At 67.3% G+C, this 23,970-nt stretch carries 18 protein-coding genes and 1 pseudogene; 3 read left to right on the top strand and 16 right to left on the bottom strand.

Annotated elements, in window-relative coordinates:
* Positions 1–158: 158 nt before the first annotated feature.
* The 7 genes from CUT39_RS15480 to CUT39_RS15505 all read right to left on the bottom strand — a co-directional run bounded on the left by CUT39_RS15480 (position 159) and on the right by CUT39_RS15505 (position 11,079).
* On the bottom strand, positions 159–1,064 hold the full coding sequence (locus CUT39_RS15480) for an antirestriction protein ArdA (RefSeq protein WP_157930719.1): 906 nt from the start codon (positions 1,062–1,064) through the stop codon (positions 159–161).
* A gap of 82 nt (positions 1,065–1,146) precedes the next feature.
* Positions 1,147–2,346 (bottom strand): ISAs1 family transposase, encoded by a 1,200-nt coding sequence (locus CUT39_RS15485; RefSeq protein ID WP_100448116.1) that lies wholly within the window; start codon positions 2,344–2,346, stop codon positions 1,147–1,149.
* 609 nt (positions 2,347–2,955) lie between these two features.
* Positions 2,956–3,876: a hypothetical protein gene (locus tag CUT39_RS20445; RefSeq protein ID WP_157930720.1), complete on the bottom strand. Its 921-nt coding sequence runs from the start codon at positions 3,874–3,876 to the stop codon at positions 2,956–2,958.
* Entirely contained in the window at positions 3,873–4,964 is a 1,092-nt protein-coding gene (locus tag CUT39_RS15490) for a toll/interleukin-1 receptor domain-containing protein (RefSeq protein WP_157930721.1), read from the bottom strand. The genes CUT39_RS20445 and CUT39_RS15490 overlap by 4 nt, the downstream gene beginning before the upstream one ends.
* Positions 4,965–5,598: 634 nt before the next feature.
* A complete protein-coding gene (locus CUT39_RS15495; protein WP_100448120.1) occupies positions 5,599–6,756 on the bottom strand; it encodes an endo-1,4-beta-xylanase in 1,158 nt (385 codons plus the stop codon).
* A gap of 228 nt (positions 6,757–6,984) precedes the next feature.
* Positions 6,985–8,670: a glycoside hydrolase family 6 protein gene (locus CUT39_RS15500; RefSeq protein WP_100448122.1), complete on the bottom strand. Its 1,686-nt coding sequence runs from the start codon at positions 8,668–8,670 to the stop codon at positions 6,985–6,987.
* A 180-nt stretch (positions 8,671–8,850) separates the two neighbouring features.
* Positions 8,851–11,079: an ATP-binding cassette domain-containing protein gene (locus tag CUT39_RS15505; protein ID WP_100448124.1), complete on the bottom strand. Its 2,229-nt coding sequence runs from the start codon at positions 11,077–11,079 to the stop codon at positions 8,851–8,853.
* A gap of 62 nt (positions 11,080–11,141) precedes the next feature.
* On the opposite strand from CUT39_RS15505, the gene CUT39_RS15510 reads away from it, so the two are divergent.
* A complete protein-coding gene (locus CUT39_RS15510) occupies positions 11,142–12,095 on the top strand; it encodes a helix-turn-helix transcriptional regulator (RefSeq protein ID WP_100448126.1) in 954 nt (317 codons plus the stop codon).
* A gap of 240 nt (positions 12,096–12,335) precedes the next feature.
* Here CUT39_RS15510 and CUT39_RS15515 read toward each other — a convergent pair whose 3' ends face one another.
* From CUT39_RS15515 to CUT39_RS15525, 3 genes and pseudogenes are all read right to left on the bottom strand, one after another.
* Positions 12,336–12,989 (bottom strand): alpha-ketoglutarate-dependent dioxygenase AlkB family protein, encoded by a 654-nt coding sequence (locus CUT39_RS15515; RefSeq protein ID WP_100448128.1) that lies wholly within the window; start codon positions 12,987–12,989, stop codon positions 12,336–12,338.
* A 49-nt stretch (positions 12,990–13,038) separates the two neighbouring features.
* Entirely contained in the window at positions 13,039–13,860 is an 822-nt protein-coding gene (locus tag CUT39_RS15520; protein ID WP_100448130.1) for an ABC transporter permease, read from the bottom strand.
* Positions 13,861–13,880: 20 nt separating this feature from the next.
* Positions 13,881–14,678 (bottom strand): annotated as a pseudogene (locus CUT39_RS15525) (ABC transporter ATP-binding protein); the annotation flags it as partial.
* 60 nt (positions 14,679–14,738) lie between these two features.
* On the opposite strand from CUT39_RS15525, the gene CUT39_RS15530 reads away from it, so the two are divergent.
* The gene (locus tag CUT39_RS15530; protein WP_100448134.1) at positions 14,739–15,509 is read left to right on the top strand and encodes a TetR/AcrR family transcriptional regulator; all 771 of its coding nucleotides are present in this window, start codon (positions 14,739–14,741) and stop codon (positions 15,507–15,509) included.
* Between the two features lie 78 nt (positions 15,510–15,587).
* Here CUT39_RS15530 and CUT39_RS15535 read toward each other — a convergent pair whose 3' ends face one another.
* The 6 genes from CUT39_RS15535 to CUT39_RS20455 all read right to left on the bottom strand — a co-directional run bounded on the left by CUT39_RS15535 (position 15,588) and on the right by CUT39_RS20455 (position 22,830).
* The gene (locus CUT39_RS15535; protein WP_100448136.1) at positions 15,588–17,342 is read right to left on the bottom strand and encodes an ABC transporter ATP-binding protein; all 1,755 of its coding nucleotides are present in this window, start codon (positions 17,340–17,342) and stop codon (positions 15,588–15,590) included.
* Positions 17,339–19,027 carry an ABC transporter transmembrane domain-containing protein gene (locus CUT39_RS15540; protein ID WP_157930722.1) on the bottom strand — a complete coding sequence of 563 codons (1,689 nt, stop codon included), beginning with the start codon at positions 19,025–19,027 and terminating at the stop codon, positions 17,339–17,341. Before CUT39_RS15540 ends, CUT39_RS15535 begins: the two co-directional genes overlap by 4 nt.
* Before the next feature lie 96 nt (positions 19,028–19,123).
* Positions 19,124–20,893 (bottom strand): thioredoxin domain-containing protein, encoded by a 1,770-nt coding sequence (locus tag CUT39_RS15545; RefSeq protein WP_100448139.1) that lies wholly within the window; start codon positions 20,891–20,893, stop codon positions 19,124–19,126.
* 20 nt (positions 20,894–20,913) lie between these two features.
* Positions 20,914–21,309: a hypothetical protein gene (locus CUT39_RS15550; RefSeq protein ID WP_100448141.1), complete on the bottom strand. Its 396-nt coding sequence runs from the start codon at positions 21,307–21,309 to the stop codon at positions 20,914–20,916.
* 115 nt (positions 21,310–21,424) lie between these two features.
* On the bottom strand, positions 21,425–21,727 hold the full coding sequence (locus tag CUT39_RS20450) for a hypothetical protein (RefSeq protein WP_157930723.1): 303 nt from the start codon (positions 21,725–21,727) through the stop codon (positions 21,425–21,427).
* On the bottom strand, positions 21,724–22,830 hold the full coding sequence (locus CUT39_RS20455; RefSeq protein WP_157930724.1) for a hypothetical protein: 1,107 nt from the start codon (positions 22,828–22,830) through the stop codon (positions 21,724–21,726). The genes CUT39_RS20450 and CUT39_RS20455 overlap by 4 nt, the downstream gene beginning before the upstream one ends.
* Before the next feature lie 429 nt (positions 22,831–23,259).
* Between CUT39_RS20455 and CUT39_RS15560 the strand changes: the two genes are divergently transcribed.
* Positions 23,260–23,934, top strand: a complete 675-nt coding sequence (locus CUT39_RS15560) for a DUF998 domain-containing protein (RefSeq protein WP_157930725.1) — start codon at positions 23,260–23,262, stop codon at positions 23,932–23,934.
* The last annotated feature ends 36 nt before the right edge of the window (positions 23,935–23,970 follow it).

A 23,970-nucleotide genomic window follows, 5' to 3' on the forward strand; every position in this document is an offset into this window, starting at 1 on the left:
TGTAATGCCGAGTCTTCTTATAGATTGCAATGAAACACAAACATCCCACCATCATGGCTGGCCATCCCATACATTTCAATCTCGGAATCTCTAGCAAGCATCTCCACATCAATCTTAGCGTACGGCCTTAACCACGCTGGCACGAATTCCATGAATGACTAGGCGTCGCTCTCCTCAAGCAGGTGCTCAACGTACGCCTCGGTGCTCTCGAAGTGGCCAAGGTAGTGATCCTCGAAGTTCTCCAGTGCCTCCTCGTTGTACTCGCCAACGTAGGCGACCCAGTGTGAGAACGCCTCACCATGCTCGGCGATGCCCTGTGCTAACCGGCTGACCGTCTCCAGCGACTCGTACGCATCGATCTGCGCCCCGCCGAAGCCGCTGTAGTCCATGATCGCCCACTCCTCGGCGTCGGGGTCATGCCCATTGCGCAGAATGAACGACGCCGCTGCGGACAACTCATCCGGCTCCATCGTGGCATCTAGCCACTCTCCGTGCAGCCGACCGTTGTTGTAGTCGCTGAGGTTCCCGATCCAGATCTCGGGCTGGAAGGTCTCCATTCTATCCACCGGGTCCGACTCGGACCGGACGCTGCTACCGGCACGCGCCCGTCCGGTGGCGTAACAAGCCTGCTCGTTGGTGATCGTCTCCCACCGTTGCCGCAGCTCATCATCCGAGTACATCTCCCAAACCCGCTGTCGTCCGTACATGTTCTGCGAGAGGATCATGCCGCCACTACGCTCGCGATCCGTCAGCAAGCCGAACCAGCCCATATCCTCGGCGTTGCCCACTTCCTCAGATGGAGTCCGAGAGAACAGCTCATCTAGGTAGTCCTGGTGCGTCTCGTACTCAGCAAGCTCTGGCGACCAGCGTGCCGAGTCGTGCCAGGGGAACAGATCCTCGTCATCTGATGCTGTGTCTTCCGGTGAACTGCCAACATCCACGAGAGCGACCTGACCGAGAGTGGTCACCACCACCGACTCCAGCCGTTCCAAGAGCTGCCAGCGAGCCGTCTCTTCGTCTTCGTCGCGTTCTGCTGCTGCCGCTGATGCCGCCCAGCTTGACACTGATCCCTTGTCCTCACGGCTTGCACCGTACGAGTCCAGCCAGTCAATCCACCATTGCACCTGGGCAGACTGCAGGGCTCGTTCAAGTTCCTGAAGGGTTCGGTTGGTGGCTGATGCCCAGGATCGGCAGGGCTCGTTCCGGTTCGGCTCCGATTGCCCTGGTGGCTTTGGCGATGTTGGTCGCGCCGAGGATCTTGAGGGTGCCGATGGCGAGGTTCCTGAAGGCGGCCATGGCGCGCGGGGCGGTTCCGGTGTGAACGGTTGAAGCATCCTCGGCGAAGGTGACATCCTGGATGTGGTGGGAGGAGTTTTCGATCCCCCACTGGCCGCGGCGCAGTTCAGCGAGTGTTGCGGGGTTGGCCTGGTGAGCGTCGAGGCTGGTGACGGCGTAGTCGGTCCGGCGGGTCTCCTTCTTCCCGGTTTCCTTGCGGCGCCGGTGGATCCGGATGGCGAGCATCGCGTGGGGGAAGGCGATGCCGCCGAGGTGGTCCGCGATGGCCATGGTTTTGATCGAGCGGGACTCGGCCCGGCCGTGCCCGGTCTCGGAGGCCGTGTGCTGGATGTCAATGGCGTGCCAGGGTAGGCCGGCCACCTGCCGGTATGCATTGCGCTGGTTGGCCTTGATGACGGCGATGTAGTGCGCCTGCTTCGTCTCGACCAGCCAGGTGATGTTGGCTTTGACCGAGTGGAGAGCATCGAAGGTGACCACGGCCCCGGCCAGGTCCAGGGGCGCCAGGAGAGGCTGGAAGTGCCTGGTCTCATTGGTCTTCGCTCCGATCTCGGCTTGGGCGAGGGTGACCACGGTGCCGTGAGTGACCGCCGAGAGCAGGTGGCGGTGTTTCCGGTCGAGGTAGGCCGAGCTTTTCAGTGCTTTGCCGTCCAGCGCTATCGCGCGCAGCGGCCGTCTCGTCCGTGCCGGAGCGTCTCCGGTGTCGGCGCGGTGTCGGTCGGCCAGGTAGGCGCCGATCGCGGCATCGAGGGCATCGCCGTAGAGGTGTTCGAGGACGCGCCCGATCGTCGCGTTCGAGGGCGAGCGGCGCCAGTGGAGCAGATGGCGGCGGACGCCGATCGTTTCCAGCAGCTCGATCCCGGCGCGGTGGCCCCATTCGGCGAGCTCGTCGATGCTCGTGGCGCCCGAGACCGTTGCGGCCGCGCATACCAGCAAGATCGCGGTTAAGGAGTACCACCGGCCCTGCCGCGACCGGGGATCGGGAACGGCGTCGAGGTAGGGGCGCAGGTCAGCGATCCGGTCGGCATCGAGCGGACCCAGTTTCGCCAGCACGGCAGGGATCGGAGAGGATACATCGGCAGGCACGGGCAGCTTTCGTGATCGTTTGGCTTCAGCACCACAATGATCACGAATCCCGTGTCTGCCTTGCTATGCACCCCAAGTCGTCTCGACCCGGCCTTTCTACGCGACTACGGAACTTGAAACCGCCCTGGGCAGACTGCTGCTCGCGTTCTCGCGCCAAGGCGTGCTGAACCTCTTCCGGCACTGCGCCAGTGGAGGCCAGACCGCAGAGCGCTGATGCCTGCCCGCCGTGCAACTGCGAGGCGATGCACCGGGCCGTCCGGTCGTCGATTTCGCGCTCTTCACGTAACGCCTCAGCGATGCCTTCCCGAATCACCCGTTCGTCCGTAGATTCGTCGGGAGGCGGAACTAAGAATTGCTCGTGTTCCTCTTGGTGAGGCCACACTTCCATGTCGTTGTCTCCGTCTACATGCTTGCCCATGCCCGAGCCGCTCAGCTCTGGGCACCACGAACCAGGCCCACCGCTACAACGGCAAGCTAGCTCTGAAGGAGATGTGCGCACAGTCCCTACTTGTTGTTATGCGTCGCATTAGCGCGACAGTCAAGAGTGCTGGTGTTGTGGAATGAACAACCGATACTCTAGGAGTCTAGGGACTTATATGGCGCCAAGATCCTATATATCTCTATACCCAGGTAAACGAAGAAGATGACCAGACTTAGAACGAAAAGTGAAGCATAAGTAGTACGTTCGGTGTCCGAGAGTGGAACCTTGCCTGTAGTCATCTCTACCAGAGGCACGACTATACCGCTAATCGAGATTGCAGCAAGGATAGAAACGGCCCAAACAACACCACGTGGCCGGCTCAAAGAAGCAAGAGCGCGCTGTGTGTGCTTGAGTTCCATCTCAGCGTCAGTAAACTCAGCCTTTGAGCGAGCCTCGGTGCGGATTAGATCCTGATATTCAATCGCACTAGCAGTCTGGAATAGGTGATCAAGTCGTGGAGTCTCGAACTCGGGGAGGGGAACGTTAAACGGGCCTTTCGGTTCCTGAGACTTCCAGTGATTTTCAACGATATCGATGAGCCTCTCGGCAATTGCCTTCTCGAGCTGATCGGCGAATTGCTGAAGTAGTTCAGCGCGTGCTTCCGTATCCCACGATGCCGGCTTTCGCAACGATAGTTGTTTTATGTTAAGAGTTTCAGAGACATGCTGGACAGCTTGTACTAGCTGATTAAAGTACGGGCGCAGCTCGTCACTCGTTCGATCTGTATCGTATTCCCGGTAGAAGTCTTCAAACTCCCTTCCTGGTTCATCAAGGAATTCATCAAGAAGATACCAGATGAAGCTTCTTCCATCTTCCTCTAGCAATGCTTGACGCGCTGCATCGAGATCAATTCTCCTCTGTTTGACGATCTCTTTCAACTCTTTAACTCGTCGCTCCAATGAGTGACGTTCGCCAGCAACGGCAACGATACGTGCCACAAGTAGACCACCGATAATTGCAGCGAGCGTTGCTGCCGCTTGGATAAGCGTTGCTAGGAATGTAGAGTCATCCGTCATCGTCGCCTCAGCATGCGTCGGCGAACTTTCCTCAACTCTTCGGAGTAGGTCGATACGGCCTGTCTGTCAACTGTGAGATTAATCATGAGTTCCTTCTCTATAGGCTCGCCTGTCTCCAGTAGCTCTGGTAGTGCGTCAAATTCAACCAACAGAAGGTTGGCAAACTCGCGGATTTCCGATAGGGGTTGGTTCGTGAGCTGAGCAGCTAGTTCGAAAAGTCTCTTGAGTTCATCACTTACTCCTAGGCCACGGATTTGCGCAGCCTGGTCCATCAGATCTTCGTATATTCCGACGAATCTTATCGCCAAGTGCTCGATTCTTGTGGGATCGCCAGGTTCGCCGGGGGCTCCAAATGCCAATTCCATGAAACGTTCATTAAAGATGGAATTCATGGTATCGGTATGCGACTCTATGTCGCTCAGAATATTGCTAATGGCTTCGGTGGCATCGATATCGGTCAGGTGTTTACCTGACCTACGGGCATAACCCATCTCATGGTCGTGCCACTTTGTCTCCAGGCGCTGAATTCTCTGCCAGATCATCCCGGCATACAGCATGTATTCCCAACCATAAGGTCGTTGCGCAAGGAGTTCACGCTCCTGGTCTGGAGTTCTCGGTACACGGAGCTTGGGAGTAGAAGTAGACAGAACTCCAGGGCTTGTGGCGAGCTTCTGCTCAATAAGAGCGGCGAGCTGATCTTCCGATGTGCTTCTAGCGTCAATGTAGCCAACTGTCGGACGTAGGCCGGGCAACTCGCTATCATCCAGGCGCACAGGCAAGAAGTACGGATCTCGCTCGACCAGCGCGCGAGCCTGTGCACTTTGGCGTTCGTGATGTGTCCAGGGCTTGCTGACGTAGTGTCGTGAAACGAATGCGACAGTATACCGGGCGCGGTTCCGATACACCTCATCGAGAACGACGTATAGATCGCTGCCCCACAGTTCAGCTTGCATGTATTCGTCATAAAAGACACGTATGCCTCGTTCGCGCAGCAAGTTCGCCAGGCTCTGGACGTACGAGCGGTCTTCCCCTGCGTAGGAGAGTGCAACGTCAAAATCGTAGATGTGAGGATCGCCCGAGGTGTTCATGGCAAGAGTATAGGGCGTCCTGAGCCGGGCTAGGGACATGGAACACCGCAGGGCCGTGGCTGGAGGAGCCATCTTGTTCTCTTCAGCGGCGCACCCCAAGCTTCCGCAACAGTCGCTGGATAGTCTTGGGGCTGAGCCCGTATGCCTCGGCTAGCTGCTGTTTTGTGGCACCTTCCAAGAAAGCTTCTCCGATGGCCCTCTGCTGCTCTCCGGCAACTCGGTCTTGCGCAGACCACGTTCGCGGCTTGCTTTGCACGCTCCTACGGTTCGTAGCTGGCTCGTCGCGGGAGCGCTTGAGAGCTTGTAGAGTTCTCTTCAGGTCTTCTTGCACGTCGGAGCGTTTCGAGTATCGACGAAGGATGTCCACCATCGGCCCCCCATGGGGCCCATGCTCTCCGCAGTTTTCGCGACTCGTGCTCGTATCAAGGAGCCGGGCGGGTCAAGGATGTGCCGGACCCGTAGAGGACCCCCTGAACCCTCACGCCGACCCCTGCACGCGGTCGGGGTTCCGGGCGACGGAATCGTCGTCGCGACGGGCGGTTCGACGTGGAGACTCGGCGGTCGTGCCGGTAAGCGAACGGTGACGCGCGAGGCCCGTTCGGACCCACGCGCCACCGGACGTCACTCGTGAGGATTACTTGTTCAGGCCCGGGGGCGTCCGCGGGGACCTGCCGGGGGTGGCATCCGAGAGGCTGTCGCGCAGCGCGAAGTACGCCGGCTTCCTCTCGAACTCCTCGGTCATGATCGTCGCGTAGCCTTCGTCGAAGACTCCCGGCACCCAGGAGCGCCCGTCATCGAAGCCCCAGACCGTGAAGCTCGTGCAGGCCGGGACGTTGATGCACGCCTGGAGCATGGCGTCGTACCGCTCCGCCTGCAGCGCGATCTGCTCCTCGGTCGGGTTGCCGTCCTCGTCCAGCGGCATCCGGACGTCGGCCTCGGTGACGGCCACCTTCAGCCCGAGATCGGCGAACCGCTCGAAGTTCGCCTGGATCGAATCGTCGAAGCCGTACATCAGGCTCAGGTGGCCCTGAGCTCCGAATCCTTGCAGCGGCGCGCCGTCGGCGAGCAGCTCCTGCGCCAAGGCGTAGTAGGCGTCGGTCTTCTCGTTGATGCCCTCGGCGTTGTAGTCGTTGAGGAAGAGCACCGCCTCGGGGTCCGCCTCGTGCGCCCAGCGGAAAGCATCGCCGATGAGGCCGACCGGATCCTCCGAGCAGGCGCTGAGGAAGGGGTTGACCTCGGTGCGCAGCCTGACACCGCCCTCGTCCCAGTCGTCCTGGATGAGCTCGTTCGCCACATCCCACTCGTAGACGTCGCCGGCGTAGCGGCCGACGACGGTGCGGATGTGGTCTTCGAGGAAGCCGCGCGCCTCCTGGCAGGTCCAGTCTTCACTGCCCTCGGTCACCCAGTCCGGGTTCTGGCTGTGCCAGAGCAGCGTGTGACCGCGCACCTCCTGGCCGTTGGCTTTGGCGAATTCGACGATGGCGTCCGCGCCGGAGAAGTCGTAGACGTCGGGCTCGGGGTGGATCTCGGCCCATTTCATGTCGTTCTCGGCGGTAATTGAGTTGAACTCGCTGCCGAGAATGCTCTGGAATTCATTGGGGTCCGCGGGGTCGTAGTCCAGCAGCTCGTTCTGGCCCCAGACGGCGCTGCCGACCTTCAGATCGATCGGCGCTTCGCCGCGCAGGGTCGGCTCCTTCGGGTCGGCCTCGGCCGTAACCCCCGTCAACGCAACTGCTGCAACGGCTGCCGCCGAGACGGCGGCAACCCGAATATTGGTCCGTGAATCGGCCATGGTCGTTCCTCTCGTATCGGGCTCCCACGATCGAGGTGAGGGCACGCCGTGGAACTTCCCTGAGGCTAACGACGTGGACAACGTGGCGCAAGCGTCTCACCGGCATCTCTCACACCTCGAGACGCAATGCGGCCGCGAGGGAACTCCGTCCTCGTTACCAGGCTGATGGGTCGACTACAGGCGAACGGACCGGTTGCCTCGGTGTGGCGCAATCGTCGGTCGAAGGTTCTATTCGGTGACCGGCTCCAGTGGCGGCCAGGCGTTTCTCAGGAGTTGGTCGAAGTGCCCCTGGAACCACTCCCCGCGCGGCGGGGCGCCTTGCAGCGAGCCGTATTCGGGGGCGCAGGTCGAATCGTAGCCTTGGCCGGGGACCAGGACGGGGCCGTCGCTGCCGTCGGACAGACCCGGGGGTTTGATCCAGGCGTAGGCGTGCAGGTTCGGGTCGGCGATCGGTTCGGCCTGGGGCCGGGCACCGAGCCCCGCGCCGTCCTGGTTGCAACGGTCCTGCTTGCTGATCCGGCGGTCGATGCGTGATTCGTCCACATAAGCGGCGGGGTCCGAGCTGCCGCTGGTGGCTGTGGGCCGGTCGGGTCCGCCCCAGCCGTTGCGCGAGGTGTCGATGATGATGCCGAGGTCCTGGTCGAATCCCTCATCGACGACCGCGTTGCGGAGATCGGAGGCGAAGTCGTATTCGTCGATGTAGGAGTTGAAATCGATCCAGTCGGTCTGGGTGACCGGCGTGCCGCCGACCACGTCGTCGGCGTCGAAGTACGGTTCCACGGTCGCGGCGTATCCGGCGGTGTTGGTGGCGATCCCGTCGACGTCGCCGGGGTCGACGCCCATGGAGAGCATCTGGCCGAACAGCTCGACGGCGTTGCCGAATTCATCGTAGGCGGGGTTGGCGTCATGCCATCCGATCGCGGCGTGGTCCGCCGCGTCGAGGTAGTTGTAGACGCCGACGTCGGCGAGCTCGGTGACGGCGTAGGCGATGCCCTCCATATAATTCCCGTTGTCCCCCATCACGTCGCACTCCTCCGTGGCAAAGGGGCTGGGGTCGGTGTGGGCGGCCAGGTTGGGGATCGCATACGGCTCCACCACCGCCACGACGTCCAGTCCCTCGTACACCGGGTCGCCGATGATGTCGGCGATCGGGTCCACGAACTCGGATTTGTAGACGTCGATCTCGTCGGGGGCGAGCTCCCCGTCCGGATCCAGGGCGGCGCAATCCCGGCCGGGGAGGTTGTAGAGGACGATCTGGACCAGGTCGGCGCCTTGGGCCACCGCCTCGTCGAGGTGGTCCGCCAGCCCCATGCCGACGGCGCCCTCACCGGCGATCGCACCGATGCCGTCGAGCCACACGGCCGTCGCCTGGTCGGCGACCTCGGCGGGTGCGCCGCCGCTGGAAGCCTGGGCCGACCAGTCGAGGTCGACGTAGACCTCGGCGTCCTGGTACGGGTTCGCCGGTCCGGGGGCTTCGGTGCCGCCGAGATCGCAGTCCTCGCCGGCGACGGCGAGGGTGATCGAAGGCGCTCCGCCTCCGCCGGAGGCGACGAACCCGAAGCCGGTCCGGCCGCCGGGAGCTATGGTGCCGTTCCACGCCGTGCTCTCGAACACGATGGTGTGAGGATCGATCGGGACCGGACCGGTGGCGCCCCAGCCGGGGTTGCCGACCGTGACCGGCTCGGGGTACGTCAGCGTGACCCGCCATCCGTCGATCGAGGTCTCGCCGGTGTTGTCGATCGTGACCCGGGCTTGGAAGCCGGAGCCCCAGTCGGCGACGACGGTGTGGTCGACTTCGGCACGGCAATGGTCGTCCGCGTCGGCGGGAGCGGCGGTCGAGAAGACCGTGATGAGGCTCGCCGCGAGTACGGCGGCGACGATCAGGGGCGCGGTTTTTCGGCCACAAGGGAACATGGGTCGAGTGTCCCAATCCTATTGATAGCTGTCAATCTCCAGTGGTCGTTCGTGCTGTGCGAGGAAGGATGGCCCGCTCCGGCGAGCCTCGGCACGGGACTTCGGGTCACGGGGGCGGTCGACCGCCCCGCCGGACCGCGATCGGTCAGGGCCGGTCCAGGCCGCTCACGCGCAGGGCGATCAGCCCTCCCGCAATGCCTCGGACGTGACAGTGCCGGTCATGTGCGCGACAGGGCCTTCGTAGAGGACCCGGCCGCCATGCCTGCCCGGCCCCGGACCGAGGTCGACGATCCAGTCGGCGCGTCGGATCACGTCGGGGTTGTGCTCGATGACCATGACCGTGTGTCCGCGATCGACCAGCTGATCGAGCACTTGGACCAGGGTGTCGATGTCGCGCAGGTGCAGCCCGGTGGTGGGCTCGTCGAGGACGTAGAGGGCCGGTTCGGCGGCTTCGCGCAGCTCCTTGGCGATCTTGACGCGCTGGCATTCCCCGCCCGAGAGCGTCGTGAGCGGCTGGCCGAGGCGGAGATAGCCGAGCCCGACCCGTTCCAGGTGGTGCAGTGCCTCGCGGATCGCCTTGTCCGGCAGCAGGCCGAGGGCATCGGCGATGGTGAGGTCGTCGACGTCGGCGATCGACAGGCCGTTGACGCGGTGGCGAAGCACCTCACCGGTGAAACGCCTCCCGTCACAGGTCTCGCAGACCGAATCGCGACCGTCCATGAAGGCCAGGTCGGTATGGATCACTCCCAGGCCATCGCATGTGGGGCAGCCGCCCTCGGAGTTGGCGCTGAAGCGTTTGGCGGGCAGTCCGCTCCGCCGGGCGAAGAGCCTGCGGACGGCAGCGGCGATGCCGGTGTAGGTGATGGGCGTGGAGCGCCGGTTGGTGCCGACGGGTTTCTGGTCGATGACGACCGCGTCGTGCTGGTCGACCAGTTCCCCGGCGAGGCTGGACTTGCCCGATCCCGCGACGCCGGTGAGGACGGTGAGAACCCCGGTGGGGAAGTCGACGGTCAGGTTCTGAAGATTGTTGCGGGAGGTCTCTTTCACCGTGACGGTGCCCGACGGCGCTCGTGGTTCGGTCGTGAGCGGCGCCCGCTCGGCGAGCACCGTCGACGTCGGGGTGCGCGCCGTCCGCAGTGCTTCGAAGGTGCCCTGGAAGACCAGCCTCCCGCCGTCGGCCCCGGCATCGGGGCCGATCTCGACGACCTGGTCGGCGATGGCCATGACGGCGGGGTCGTGCTCGACAACGAGGACGGTGTTGCCCTTGTCGCGCAGTTTCCGCAGCAGCGCGGTCATGGAGTCGATGTCGTGCGGGTGGAGGCCGACGGTGGGCTCGTCGAAGACGTACACCATCTCGACCATGCTGCTGCCGAGGTGTTTGACGGTCTTGATCCGCTGCGACTCACCGCCGGAGAGGCTGGTGGTGGTACGTCCGAGCTGGAGGTACCCGAGTCCTATCGTGATCATGGCCCGCAGCCGGTCCACGAGCGCGTCCGCGACGGGCGCGATAGTCGGGTCGTCCAGGTGCGACACGAGTTCGGCGAGTTCGCTCACCTCCATGAGAGCCGTTTCCCCGATCGTCCGGCCGAGGACGGTGACACTGCGGGCTTGGTCGTTGAGGCGGTCGCCGCGACAGTCGGGGCAGGCCTCTGAGCGGGTGAACCGGGCGATGGTCTCCCGCTTTCGGTCCGACAGGTTGTCGGCGGTGCGCAGGTGGATCCGCTCGAACCGCTCCACAACGCCCTCGTAATGCTCCGGCGGCCTGGTCCCGAGGCGGGCGGCGTGCTCGCCGCCGTAGAGCAGGGCGCGGCGCTCGGTCTCGGTCCACTCGCGGAGGGGAGTGTCGGCCTCGAAGCCGCCGATGTCGGCGTACTGGGAGTACCAGTAGCCGCCGTTGCCGAATCCCGGCACCAGGATCGCGCCTTGGGAGAGGGACCGGTCCAGGTCCAGGACGCGGTCGACGGCGGTCGCCACGATCTCGCCGAGTCCGGAGCAGGTCGGACACATGCCCGCGGGGTCGTTGAACGAGAACCGGTTCGACTCGCCCACATGGGGTGTGCCGATCCGCGAGAACAGCAGCCGCAGGTAGGTCCAGGTATCGGTGATCGTGCCGACTGTGGATCGGGCGTTCCCGCCGATCCGGCGCTGATCGATCAGCACCACCGGGGACAGTCCTTCGATCTCGTCGGCTTCGGGCCTCGTCCATTTCGGGAGCCGGTTCCGGGCGAAGGGCGGGAACGTCTCGTTCAGCTGATGGCCGGCCTCGGCCGCGATCGTGTCGAACACGAGCGACGACTTGCCCGAGCCCGACACGCCGACGAACACGACCAGGTTACCGCGCGGGATGTCCACGTCCACGGACTTCAGGTTGTTGGTTCGGGCGCCTCGGATACGGATTCGCTTCGTCATAAAGTCGACGCTATGACCAGATGCGGACGGTATCCGTCCGCAATTTGAGCGAACATGACGGCATGGCCGACGTCACGCAACGCACACTCGCCCTGCTGACCATCCTCCAGACCGGGCGGACGTTCAGCGGCGAGGAGCTCGCCGCACGACTCGGCGTCAGCCCGCGAACCGTGCGGCGCGACGTTGATCGTCTCCGCGGCTACGGATACCCGGTCGCGACCCGGCCCGGCCCGGGCGGCCACTACCGGCTCACCGCTGGAGCCGCTCTGCCGCCGCTCATGCTCGGCAACGAGGAGGCGATCGCGACCCTCCTCGGCCTGGCCGCCCTCGCCGCCACCGGCAGTGCGGCCGAAGGCAGTCTGGACGACGCGGCCACCCGGGCCTACGGCAAGATCGAGCAGTATCTGCCGAAGCGCCTGCGATATCAGGCGGCACGCCTGCGGGCGAGCTTGGAGACCGACACGGCCCCGGCCCCGAGCGCCACTGCGGGGGTCCTGGGCAGCCTGGCCGAGGCGATCCAGCACCGGCAGGTCGTCGGTTTCCGATACGAACGCAAGGACGGCGAGGTCACTTCGCGGCGCGTCGAACCGTACCGGCAGATTCACCTCAACCTCCGCTGGTACCTGCTCGCCTGGGACCGCGACAGGCGCGACTGGAGGGTCTATCGCATCGACCGGATCACCGCCCTCCGGGCCTCGACGGACGTCTTCACGCCGAGGCCGCTGCCCTCCGGCACCGCAATCGACTACCTCAAGGAAGGGCTCCACCGGCACCGCGAGCGCGTCGTCCTCACCGTGGAGGCGCCGGTGGCCGCCGTCGCCGACGCGTTCAGATACCAGGAGGCCGAGCTCGAGTCCTTGGGCGAACGACGGACCAAGGTGCTGCTGTGGCTCGATACCTGGGAGTGGCTCCTGCCGAGCCTGGCCTTCCTCGACGTCGACTTCACCGTCGACGAACCGCCTGCCTTCCGGGCCGCCGTGGCGGATTTCGGGGCGCGCCTGCGCGGTTGCGGATGAGAGCGCTCGGAGGCTGTCGATCAGCCTCAGGCGCGTTCCGTGTACCCGCAGGTTGCGGTGTCTCGGGTCAGGCGTCCGGCGCTGGGGGCGCTGATGCCGGACCGTGTTGCGAGCGTGCTCCGGAGGATTGCGGACCCGTACTCGACGGCGATCGAGTGCCCAAGGGTGGTCGGAACGGTGATGGCGGGGGACGCACGGGTTCGGGCGGGGTCGGGATCCGGGCCAGGCTTGGTTAGCAGCTCAGGGCGGGTGCAGGCCGCTGACGCGAAGTGTGATGTTCAGACGTCCGGTCAAGTCGAGACCTGCCGGGGCGGTGCCGGGCAGGACGCGCGGGACGCCGTGGAAGGCCATGCGGGAGGGCCCGCCGAACACGAACAGGTCGCCGCTGCGCAGCTCCAGGTCGGTGTAGGGCCTGGCACGCGACTCGGTGTTGCCGAACCGGAAGACGCACGTGTCGCCCAGGCTCAATGAGACCACCGGGGCGTCGGAGTGCTCCTCCTTGTCCTGATGCATGCCCATGCGGGCGCCGGAGTCGTAGAAGTTGATGAGCGCCACGTCGTATTCGGACGATCCGGCCTCGCCGTACGCGGCTTCGGTCGCCCGGCTGGCGAGTTCGCCGAGCCGGGGCGGGAAGGGCTTCACCGCCCGGCCGTCGCAGTCGTCGATCGTGGTGGAGTAGCGGTACGGGTACCAGTGCCAGCCCAGGCAGACCTGTTTCGCCGTCATGACACCGCCGCCGGGGGTGCGGACCGTGCGCATCCCCGCCGGAGGCCGCGCCCACTCCCGGCATGCCTCCACCAGGTCCCGCTGGCGGTCCAGGTCGAGCCAATCCGGTACCAGGACCGCGCCGGGGGCCACCTCGTCACGCTCGCGGGGAATCAGCTCGCCGCCCATGGGACCGGAGTCTAACGCCGGGGTGCGACGGCGGCACCGACGCGGCCCGTCAGTCCTCCAGCGCCCGGTACCGCCTGACCGCGAGCGGGAGGAAGATCGCGGTCAGCACCGCGGGCCAGACGATCGCGAGCACGAGCGCGTGCTCGGCGGCCCAGTGCTGGGCGTTCCAGTCGGGGTCGCCGAACAGTCCCCGGATCGCGGTGGCCGTGGCCGAGAGGGGATTCCAGGCGCCGATGGCGCCGAGCCAGGCCGGCATCGTGCCGGGGGACACGAACGCGCTGGACAGGAAGCCGACCGGCCAGACCAGGATCTGCACGGCGACGGCCGATTCGGGGGTCTTCAGCAGCAGTCCGAGGTAGATCCCGATCCAGGTGAAGGCGAATCTGAGCCAGAGGAGCAGCCCGAGGCCGGCCAGTGCCAGTGGGAGGCCGCGATCGGCCCGCCAGCCGACCAGCAGGCCGGTGGCGACCATGACCGCGAGGCCGACGACCGCGTTGAGCAGGTCTGCGGTGCTGCGGCCTGCGAGAACCGCCGTGGCCGCGACGGGCATGGCGCGGACGCGCTCGGTGACGCCCTTGGCGTTGTCGGTGGTGACGGCGACGACCAGGGATTCGAGTCCGAACAGCATGGTCATGGCGAACATGCCGGGGATCAGGAAGTCCATGTAGCGCCCGTCGGGCACCGTCATCGCGCCTCCGAAGAGGTAGCCGAACATGAGGACCATCAGGACCGGGAACATCAGGTTGAGGAAGATCGACGCGGGCCGGTGGCGCCAGTGCGTGAGGACGCGCCCGGTCAGGGTGGCGGCGTCGCGGAGGCCGGTCGCCGGTCGGGTCGGGCGCGGCGCGGTCGTCGGGGCGGTGGCGGTCATCGCCGGTCCTCCGTGGTGCGGTCGGCGGCCGGTTGGCCGGTGAGGTGCAGGAAGACCTCGTCGAGGCTTGGTTTGCGGGTGACGGTCTCGACGCGGTCGGGTCCGACGGCGGCCTTCAGCTCGTCGGGGGTGCCTTCGGCGACGACGCGTCCGGCGTCGATCAGGGCGATCGTGTCGGCCAGTTGGTCGGCCTCCTCCAGGTCCTGGGTCGTCAGCAGCACGGTCGTTCCCGATCCGACCAGGCCCCTGATCGACTCCCAGACTTCGATGCGCGAGCGCGGGTCGAGGCCGGTGGTCGGCTCGTCCAGGAACAGCACCTGGGGACTGAGCAGCAGGCCGGCGGCCAGGTCGAGGCGTCGGCGCATCCCTCCGGAGTATTCGGATGCGGGCGTGTCGGCCGCTTCGGTCAGGTCGAACCGCTCCAGCAGCTCGTCGGCCCGGTTCCGGGCCTCGGCGGCGGGGAGGTGGTAGAGCTTGCCGAACATGACCAGGTTCTGCCGGCCGCTGAGGACCTCGTCCACCGACGCGTACTGGCCGACCAGCCCGATCCGGTAGCGCACCCGCGTCGGGTCGGTGCGCAGGTCGCATCCGGCGACGGAGACGGCGCCGCCGTCGGCCCGCGTCAGCGTGGACATGATCCGGACAGCGGTGGTCTTGCCCGCGCCGTTGGGTCCGAGCAGGCCGCACACGGTGCCGGCCCGGACCCGGAGGTTGAAGCCGCTGAGTGCGGTCCGGTCCTTGTAGTGCTTGCGGACGTCGACGGCTTCGATCGCGAGATCGCCGCGGGGGAGCGGCGGAACCTTTTCTTCGTATGGCATACGGAGAAGCGTACCCCATACACCGTACGATGTACCAAGTATTTCGGCTATGATCGAGCCATGGCGACCGAGATCAGCAATGTAGGCGACCCGGCGCGATCGGTCGCCACGCTGTGGGGCACCCGGCGGCTTCCGCGGCGCGGCCCCAGACACTCGCTCACGACCGCGCAGGTCGTCGACGCCGCCGTCGAGATCGCCGACGGCGACCAGGACCTCGACCGCCTGTCCATGCGGCGCGTCGCCCAAGCGCTCGGGGTGGGCACCATGTCGCTCTACACCTACATCGCCTCCCGGGACGACCTGCTCGACGCCATGCTCGACTCGGTCCACGGCGAAGCGGTCGAGCGGCTCGGCGAACCCGACCACGCCACCTGGCAGGACGGCCTGCGGAGCGTCGCCCGAGCCGGATGGGACCTGCACATGCGCCACCGCTGGGTGATGCAGGTGTTCACCGGCCGCCCCCCGCTGGGGCCGCACTCGATCGCCAAGTACGAGCGCGAACTCGGCGTCGTCGAAGGGATCGGACTCACCGACGTCGAGATGGACGCGGTCATCACGCTCGTCCACGACCACGTCGAAGGCGTGGCCCGCCGCCGGGTCGAGGCCGACCGGGCCGTCCGCCGCACCGGGATAGGCGACGAGGAATGGTGGCGGGCGGCCGGACCCGAACTCGAAGCGGTGCTCGACCCCGCCGCCTTCCCGATAGCGACCCGCGTGGGCGAGGCGGCCGGACGGGCGCACCGGGCCGGCCAGAACCCCGAGCACGCCTACGAGTTCGGCCTCGACCGCCTCATCCAGGGCATCGAGGCCCTGATCCACCGGCGGGCCTGAAGCCGATGCGGCCCTGAACCGCCCGAGGCGGTCCGGCCCGGAACGGACCGGCGACCAGGTGCCGCCGAACCGAAACGCCTACGCGGCGACGCCCTTCCACGCCTCCCACAGATCCGCGTAGACGCCGTCGGCCTCCAGCAGCTCCCGCTGGGACCCCTCCTCGACGATGCGGCCGTCCTCCACGACCGCGATCCGGTCGGCCGCCTCCGCGGCCTGCAACTGGTGGGCGATCGCGATCACGGTGCGGCCGTGGAGCGCGGCCGCCAACGACGCCTCGACGCCGCCGGCGCTGCCCGGGTCGATCCCCGCGGTCGCCTCGTCCAGGATCACCACATCGGGATCGGCCAGGATCACGCGGGCGAGCGCGAGCTGCTGGGCCTCGGCCAGACTCAGTGAGCGGTGCTCCTCACCGACCATCGTGTCCAGACCCGCGGGCAGGTCGACCGCCCAGCGGGCGTCGACCGCCTCCAAAGCCGCGACCAGCTCCGTCTCGGTCGCCTCCGGGGCCGCCAGGTTCAAGTTGTCGCGCAACGTCGCCGTGAAGACATAATGCTCCTGAGTCACCAGGATCACCCTCCGGCGCAGCTCCTCCAGGGCGATGTCGGCCACCGGCACCCCGCCGAGCGTCACCGACCCCGAGCGCGGCCGGTCGATCCCGGCGATCAGGCGTGCGATGGTCGACTTGCCCGCCCCGGACGGCCCGACCACCACCAGCCGCTCACCGGGCCGCGGATGCAGACTCAACTCGTGCAGCACGTCCGGGCCGTCCCCGTAGCCGAACGTGACCTGCTCGAGCCGCACCTCCGCGCCACGGGGCGCCGCGTCCCGCTCGTCATCGGGCAGCAGGTGGACACCCTCGACGCGGGCCAGCGCGGCCCCGCCCATCTGGAACTCGCTCAACGACATCATCGACCTGAACACCGGCCCGTCCAGGCGCAGCGCCAGCATCGCCACCGCCACCACCTCGCCGACGCTCACCCCGCCGTTCATCGACCAGAGCCCGCCGACGACGGTCACGACCACCGCCGGGGTCAGGAACGCCAAATCGGTGGCGGGAAGGAACCAGCTCTGGAGCCGCACGATCCCCTTGAGTCGCCCCAAGTGCGTCGCGGCCCGACCGAAGCCCGCCCGGCGGCGCTCGTCCTGCATCCGGTAGGAGGCCACGGTCCCGGCCCCCGCCGCGGACGCGGTGAGCGTCTCGGCGATCTCGCTCATGGCGGCCCGCTCGGACAGGAAGACCGGGCTGGCCAGCCGGATGTAGCGGCGCCCGGCGAAGTACAGCACCGGCGAACCGATCAGGAACAGCAGCCCCAGCTTGAGGTCGACCACGAACGCCGCCACCGCGATCACCGCCACCTCGATGGCGGCCACGGCGACCTCGGGCCCGGTCTTGCGCAGCAGCTCGGCGACCGCGCTGACGTCACCGGCGGTGCGGGTGGCGAGGTCGCCGGTGCCGGCGCGTTCGACGGTGCCCAGCGGCAGGCGCAGGACGCGGTCGATGAACGATTCGCGCAGCCGCGCTGCCGCGCGTTCACCGAGCCGGTAGCCCAGGCGCCGCCCGGCGCGCATGAGGACCAACTGCAGCACCACGCAGCCGGCAATCGCACCGCAGACCAGGTCGACCCGCGTGGTGGTCCAGCCGGTGCCGATGCCGTCGATGACCTCGCCGAGCATCACCGGCAGGGCCGCCCCGGCACCGGCCGCGGCGATGTACAGGCCGATCACGGCGACGAACCGGGGCCGGTCGTCGAGGACGAGCCGCCCTACCGCGCGCATCATGGTGGCGCGGTCGGCGATCGGCAGCCGGGAGTCGGCGGTGGACTGGTCGCTCATCGGGGCTCCTGTCGAGAGGTCAGGCTGCGGTATTCGCGCTCGGTGGACAGCTCGGCGTGGGTACCGGTGGCGCGGATCTTCCCGTCGACCATCCAGGCGACCCGGTCGGCGCGGGCGAGCCACAGCGGGGAGGTGGTGGCGACGGCGGTGGTGCGGCCGGCCCGTTCGGCGGCGACCCGCTCGGCGACGAGGGACTCGGTGTGGGCGTCGACCGCGGAGGTGGGCTCGATCGCCAGCAGGGTCTCGGCGTCGGCGGCGACGGCGCGGGCCAGGCGGAGCCGCTGGCGCTGGCCGCCGGAGAGGTTGCGGCCGCCGTTGGTGATCTCACCGTCCAGGCTGGATCCGAGGCTGGAGTGGACGTCTCCGGCGCAGGCGACCTCTATCGCCCGCAGCGCGGCCTCCGGATCGACGCGCAGGGTCGCCCCCAGCGACTGGGCGAACAGGTAGTCCTCGCGCAGCAGCAGGATCCGCTCCCGCAGCACCTCTAGGTCCACCTCGGACATCGGCGTGCCGCCCCACAGCGCCCCCGAGTCCCGGTGGCGGGCGAGCCGTTCGAGCGCGGCGGCGGCCGGTTCGTTCTCGGCGCTGACGATGACCGTCAGCCGGCCGGGCTCGATGGCCAGGCCCGTGTCCGTGTCCCGCAGTTCTCCGCCGGGCTCGCGTTCGGTGCCGCTCGCGTCGATCTCGCTCGCGGTCTTGAAGAACGCGGTGAGCCGCCGCGAGGAGACCCGGGCGGCGATGAACGCCTGCGCCAACCCGATCAGCCCGCCGGCGTGCTGGGCGAGCAGTGCGGTCATCCCGAAGGCGGCCGACAGCTCGCCGACGGTGATGGTCCCGGCCAGCGCCAGCCGGGCCCCGACCCAGGTGGTCCCGGCTATGAGCGCCAGCGGCAGGCTGGTCCGCAGCCCCTGGATCCACGAATCGGACGCGGCGACGGTGTACCCGGCTTCCCGCAGGTCGGTCGAGGCCCGCCGGTAGCGCTCGGAGAACCGGTCCTCACCGCCGATCCCGCGCAGGACCCGCAGGCCGCCGACTACGTCTGCGGCCTGGCTGGTGAGGGTGGCGACGCTGGAGCGGTAGGCGATCTGGTGCCGCTGCAGCCGCGACAGGAGGGGGCCGACGAGGAACCCGATCACGAACGTCCCCGCGGCGGCCGTCACCCCCAGGGCCGGGTGGGTGCCCCACAGGACCGCGGTGCCGACCACGAGCATCACCACGCCCATCCAGCCGAAGCCGAGCTGGAAGATGAACGAGCCGGTCTTGTGGGCGTCTTCGGTGGAGAGGTTGACCATCTCCCCGGGGGAGACGGCGCCGCTCACGCCGGTGCCGGCCGTGTTGAGGTGGTCGGTGAGTTCGTGGACCGTCCGCACGCGGGAGTGGGATTCGGCCATGAACAGGAACCGGTAGCCGAGGGTGAAGATCCACGAGCTGGCGATCGCGGTGACCACCAGGAGGATCGTCCACGGCAGGAGCGGCTCGGTGGTGCCGGCGATGACCACCTCGTCGATGACGCGGGAGATGACCCAGGGGAGCAGCACCCAGGCGCTGCCCGAGACGCTCAGCGACAGGAACCCGAGGGCGACCCGGGCGGTCTGGGCTCGGGCCACCCGTACCAGGTACTTCCATGGGGAGGTGGGAATCCGGGCGGGGGAGGGAGGGGCGGGACGCAGCGGGTTGGGCTTCACACCTGTTAAACCTATGCGCGGGCGCTCGGCCCCGGCAATGGGTTTCCCCGTGGGCACGGCTGTGATCCCCCACCCACATCATCCGGGGCCGGGCGGCTATTTCTGGGCGCGCACCAGGGCCTCGGCCGCCGCGTGGAGCCCGGCGGTGAACCTCGGGTTGGCCGACATCGCCGGTTCGGCCCTGGCGATCGCCCTCCAGGCGTCGTCCTTGTAGGTTTCGTCGCTCGTGACCTGCCAGGCTTCCAGGAGGGCGGCCGCGGCCAGGGCCCAGCCCGAGGCGGTGGGGCCGTCGTGCACGTCCGCAGGGCGGGACACCAGCTCCTCCGCGTCGGAGGCGGTGTCGAAGAAGCCGCCCTCGCCGTCGCTGAAGTGGGCGCGGATCTGCTCGAGCAGTCCCGTGGCCCGGTCGGTCCAGTCGCCTCCCAGGCGCAGGAAGCCCAGGGCCACCGCGGCGTAGTCCTCCAGGATGCCCGGCGCCTCCGAGGCTTCGCCGCCGAGCGAGGCCCTCGCCAGGCGGCCCTCGTCGGAGAGGTGGAGGCGGACCAGGGACTCGGCGGCCCGCTCGGCCGCCAGCAGCGAATCGCGGTGCCCGGTGCGCGAGGAGTATTCGGCCAGCGCGGCGATGGCCAGGCCGTTCCAGGCGGCCACCACCTTGTCGTCCCGCTCCGGCTGCGGGCGCCGGCGCCGGGCGGCGAGCAGCCGGTGCTTCACCGCCGCCAGCCTCGCGTCGTCGGCGGGGTCGCGGGGGAGGAGCAGCACGTTCGCGCCGTGCTCGAAGTTCGGCGCGGCCGGGTCGATGCCGAAGGCTTCGGCGGCCCAGGCGGCGTCCTCCTCGCCGAGGGTCTCGACGAGCTGTTCGGCGGTCCACACGTACGTCAGGCCCTCTTCGCCTTCGGTGTCGGCGTCGAAGGCCGCTGCGAAGCCGCCTTCGGCGGTGGAGAAGTGCTCGAGGAGGAATGCCGCGGTCTCGTCGGCGACCCGTGCGAAGAGGGCGCCCTCGCCGTAGAGCCGCGAGTACAGCCACAGCAGCTCGGCGTTGTCGTACAGCATCTTCTCGAAGTGCGGCACCACCCACGCCGGGTCGACGCTGTACCGGGCGAACCCGCCCGCGAGCTGGTCGTAGATCCCGCCCCGGGCCATGCGCTCGGCGGTCAGTGCGACGTGGTCCAGGGCCGCTCGGTCGCCGGTCCTGACGTAGTAGTCGCATAGGAAGCGCAGGGTCGGGACGGAGGGGAACTTCGGGGCGCCGCCGAATCCGCCGTGCTCGCGGTCGGCCGATCGGAGCAGGGTCGAGGCCGCGGTGTCGAGCGCGTCGGTGCGGATGGGCGGGGCCGGCGGGCACGGGCCGTCGAGCGGGCAGGCCACGGTGACGTCGGCGAACGCCGGGCCGGTCTGCGCACTCGCCTGCACGATGGCCCCGCCCTGGTGGCGGAGGTCGTCGCGCTGTTCGGTCCAGGCGGTGCCGACCGCGTCGAGCAGCCGCAGGAAGTGCGGCTTGGGGAAGTAGGTGCCGGCGAAGAACGGGGTTCCGTCGGGGAAGGCGAACACCGTCATCGGCCAGCCGCCCTGGCCGGTGATCGCCATCGTCGCCTGCATGTAGACCGAGTCCAGGTCCGGGCGTTCCTCGCGGTCGACCTTGACGGGCACGAACCGGTCGTTCATCACCGCGGCGACCGTGTGGTCCTCGAACGATTCGTGGGCCATCACGTGGCACCAGTGGCAGGTCGAGTAGCCGATGCTGACCAGCAGCGGGACGTCGCGCAGCTGGGCCTCGGCCAGCGCTTCGGGCCCCCATTCGCGCCAGTCCACGGGGTTGGCGGCGTGCTGGCGGAGGTAGGGGGAGAGTGAGTCGGCGAGCCGGTTCATGCCTCCAGCGTCCCACAGCTTCAGCCGAGCGTCTCATAGCTGTCGCACAGGTCCTGCGCTAGGAACGACAGCGAGGCGGCGGTGGTTTCGGGATCCGCCAGAACGCCGACTGCTTGCGCCGACAGCGCCGCCAACGCACCGCGGGTATGGGTCCCCTCAGCTCGCAGGAAGTTCAGCGCGGTGCGGGTAACTTGAGCCGTGAGTGGATCGGTCTCAAGTCTGTGCAGCGTGGTCGCCATCGTCTCGGCTTCGGTGGCCTGCAGGATTCGCAGTACGTCGAGTCCGTCCTTGGCCGCAAGCCGAGCAGGGGATTCGAGTCGTTCCCCGATCTTGATGAGTTTTGCAACCAGCAACGCGGTCGGTCCGGCCACTCGAATGACGAACCGACGCTCGTCTTCTGCGTTGATTGCGCTCATGACGGCCGGCGAATTGTCGATGATCGCCGGTTCGAGGCCCGAGGTTTTTCGAGCAGCGTGGTTTCCATGGGGCGGAAGGCGGGCCCCGCGTCGACCTGCAGGACCCGCGAGAAGTTCAGGCACCATTAGATCCAGTTGCACGGTTGCGGGGGCTGTACCAGGTACCAGGGTTTCGACCGGGTGTGAATCCGGCCTCGCAGAGTGCTTCACCCAGGAGTGGACGGTCGCCGAGATGGTTCGTATCGAGTGCGATGTCGGCATCGGTGGTGGTCGGTGCCACTGAGAACTCGGCCTCGCCGGTGTGGAGGTATACGGCTTGTGCTCCCACCAGGACGAGGGCGTCGAGATGAGGTTGGAGTGCTTCCAGTCCGTCCAGCAGCACCCGCCGCGCCATGACGTACTCTTCCTGCGGCGTCATAGTGACCACTCCTTGTCGTTCTGTGCGAGCACCTCGATGAGTTGTTCGGCCTCCTCGGGTCCCCGGCCTGGGCTCGTCAGAAGGTCAACTACGGTCTGGCTCGGTGCCGAGTACCGGTGCCCGTCGATGTCCCGAGTTCGTTGAAGCACGGCTTGATCGAACGGTTCTATCAGCAGGACATTGGCACCCCGCTCGGTATTTCGGAGCCGTAGCTCTCGCTGAAGTGCCGGCGTCTGCTCTGAGTAGATCGCAAGCAGTGAAAGCGGAGTCACCGCCGGGATCCCTTCGGGGAGATAACGACGGAGCGCGGCTGAACCGGTCAGTACATGGGGCAGTCGTCGCTCGGCGAGCTGCTCCACTACCCAGTCGAGACCGCGTGGTGCGAGCACGGTGGTCGTGTGGTTTGTCCTGGTAATGCCGTAGTCGCGCGCCCAGGCGCGCACGAGTGAGCGTTTGTGAACGCGCCGCACCGTTGCATGCTCATCGCGTTCCACCAGATGCTCCTGGGCCAGGTATCCGAGGACCCGCGCGCTGGTGGCCGCGCCTACATTCGCGTTTGCAGCCAGCGCGTGGACCCGGGTATCGCTTGCGCCGTCGAGCAGTGCCCTGACCACTCGCGCCGCCCCTGGGCCTCGAAGCGATTTCTTCCGACGGTCCTCCGTGTCGGGGTTCGGGTCTTGATCGGCCCCGGACTGCCTGATGAACAGGGATGGCCGATCGGTTTCGACCTTCGTGTTGCCGGTGGGGTCGAACCACCCGATCCCGGCGGCTTCCAATAGTTCTTGCGAGCGCTTGGAGATGAAGTTCGAGACGATCACGGCCTTCGTGGACGCGTGCGGACCTCCGCGCAGTGCGGCTTGGACGTCGCGGAGTTTCGCTGCCATGCGGGGGACGTTCGCCGGGCTAACCTGAACCTTTGCCTCTACGGTGATAAGGGCCTGGTTGCCGTCCGGACCTGTGATGACGTAGTCGAATCCCTGGTCGCTACCGGATCGGTCCGCAGGGATCAGCTCCAGATCCCAGCCCTCAGGAAGCGTCGAATCCAGGAAATGTTCGAAGACGTCTCTCAATTCTGATCCGCTTTTGGCTCTGATCCGCGTCATATGGATCAGTGTGCACTGCGGATCATAATTTGTCCGAGAGGCACCACGGTGATGTCGACGATCGGTGGCAGGTCAAGTAGCCGACGCCGACCGGCCGTGGGATGTAGCGGTGTCCGGCACCGGATCGCGCCGGCCCGCGGCGCCGTCTCACCGGCCGGTGACGCCTCTGACCGTCTCCTCCACATACGGGGCGCGTCGGCGAGTGGATGGCGGTCGGATGACAGCGGTCGTTGTAGGTCCTAACGTTGCCGATGACCGGCTCGCAGGTGAGGTCGGGCGGCCCCCGGTCTCATGCCGTTCGGGCACCGCCGTGGTAGTGCTGGCTGTACCGGGACGCGGGGGCAGGCAAGGCGCTGAAGTGGGGCGTCGGCGTTACTGCATCGGCGGCCTTCTCCGGCGAGGCTGGAAAGCATGATCACCGCCGCGCCCATGCGAAATCGTGAAATCGTCCTGAAGCGACTGACGCTGGCCGGGTTCGCCGGGATCGGGCTCGGCCTGGCCGCGATGGTCGTCCTGCACGCCACCTCCGGGCTCAACCCGGCGCACGCGGTGATCAGCGCGCACCTCTACACGCCGCACGGGTGGCTGCTGCCGGTCTCGCTGTGCCTGTTCGCGGGCGGCGCCTGCGCGTTCGCCGCGCTGGCCCGGTCGGTCGCGGCACCGCGCTGGATGGCGCCGCTGCTGGCGGCCTGGGCCGGCCTGCTGCTGCTGGTGGCGGCGTTCCCGTCGGATCCGCCCACCGCCGGGCCCTACTCGGCGGTGCATTTCGTGCACCGGTACGCCGCGTTCGCGGCCTTCTGCGTCATGGCCGCGCTCGCCATCGCGTTCGGCCGGTGGGCGCGCGGCGCCTGCCGCTGCGCGCGGATCGTGTCGGCGTGCGGCTGGGTGGCGCTGGGATCGCTGGCGGTGACCGCGCTGCCCTACGCGCTGGCGTGGTTCGACCTGGCCTCGCCGTGGTGGGCCGCGGCAGGGGGCCTGAACCAGCGCATGACGGTGGGTTCGGAGCTGCTGGCGCTCGCGGTCCTCGGGTCGTGGCTGCGCCGCGGCGGCGACCCGGTCCCGGAGCCGCCGGCGGTGCGCGAGCCGGTTCCGGTCCCGGCCTGACCGCGGCCTCGGCGCCGCCGGTGGCGGAGATAGGCG

This window comes from Glycomyces xiaoerkulensis, from assembly GCF_002798405.1.
Taxonomy (GTDB): Bacteria; Actinomycetota; Actinomycetes; order Mycobacteriales; family Micromonosporaceae; genus Glycomyces; species Glycomyces xiaoerkulensis.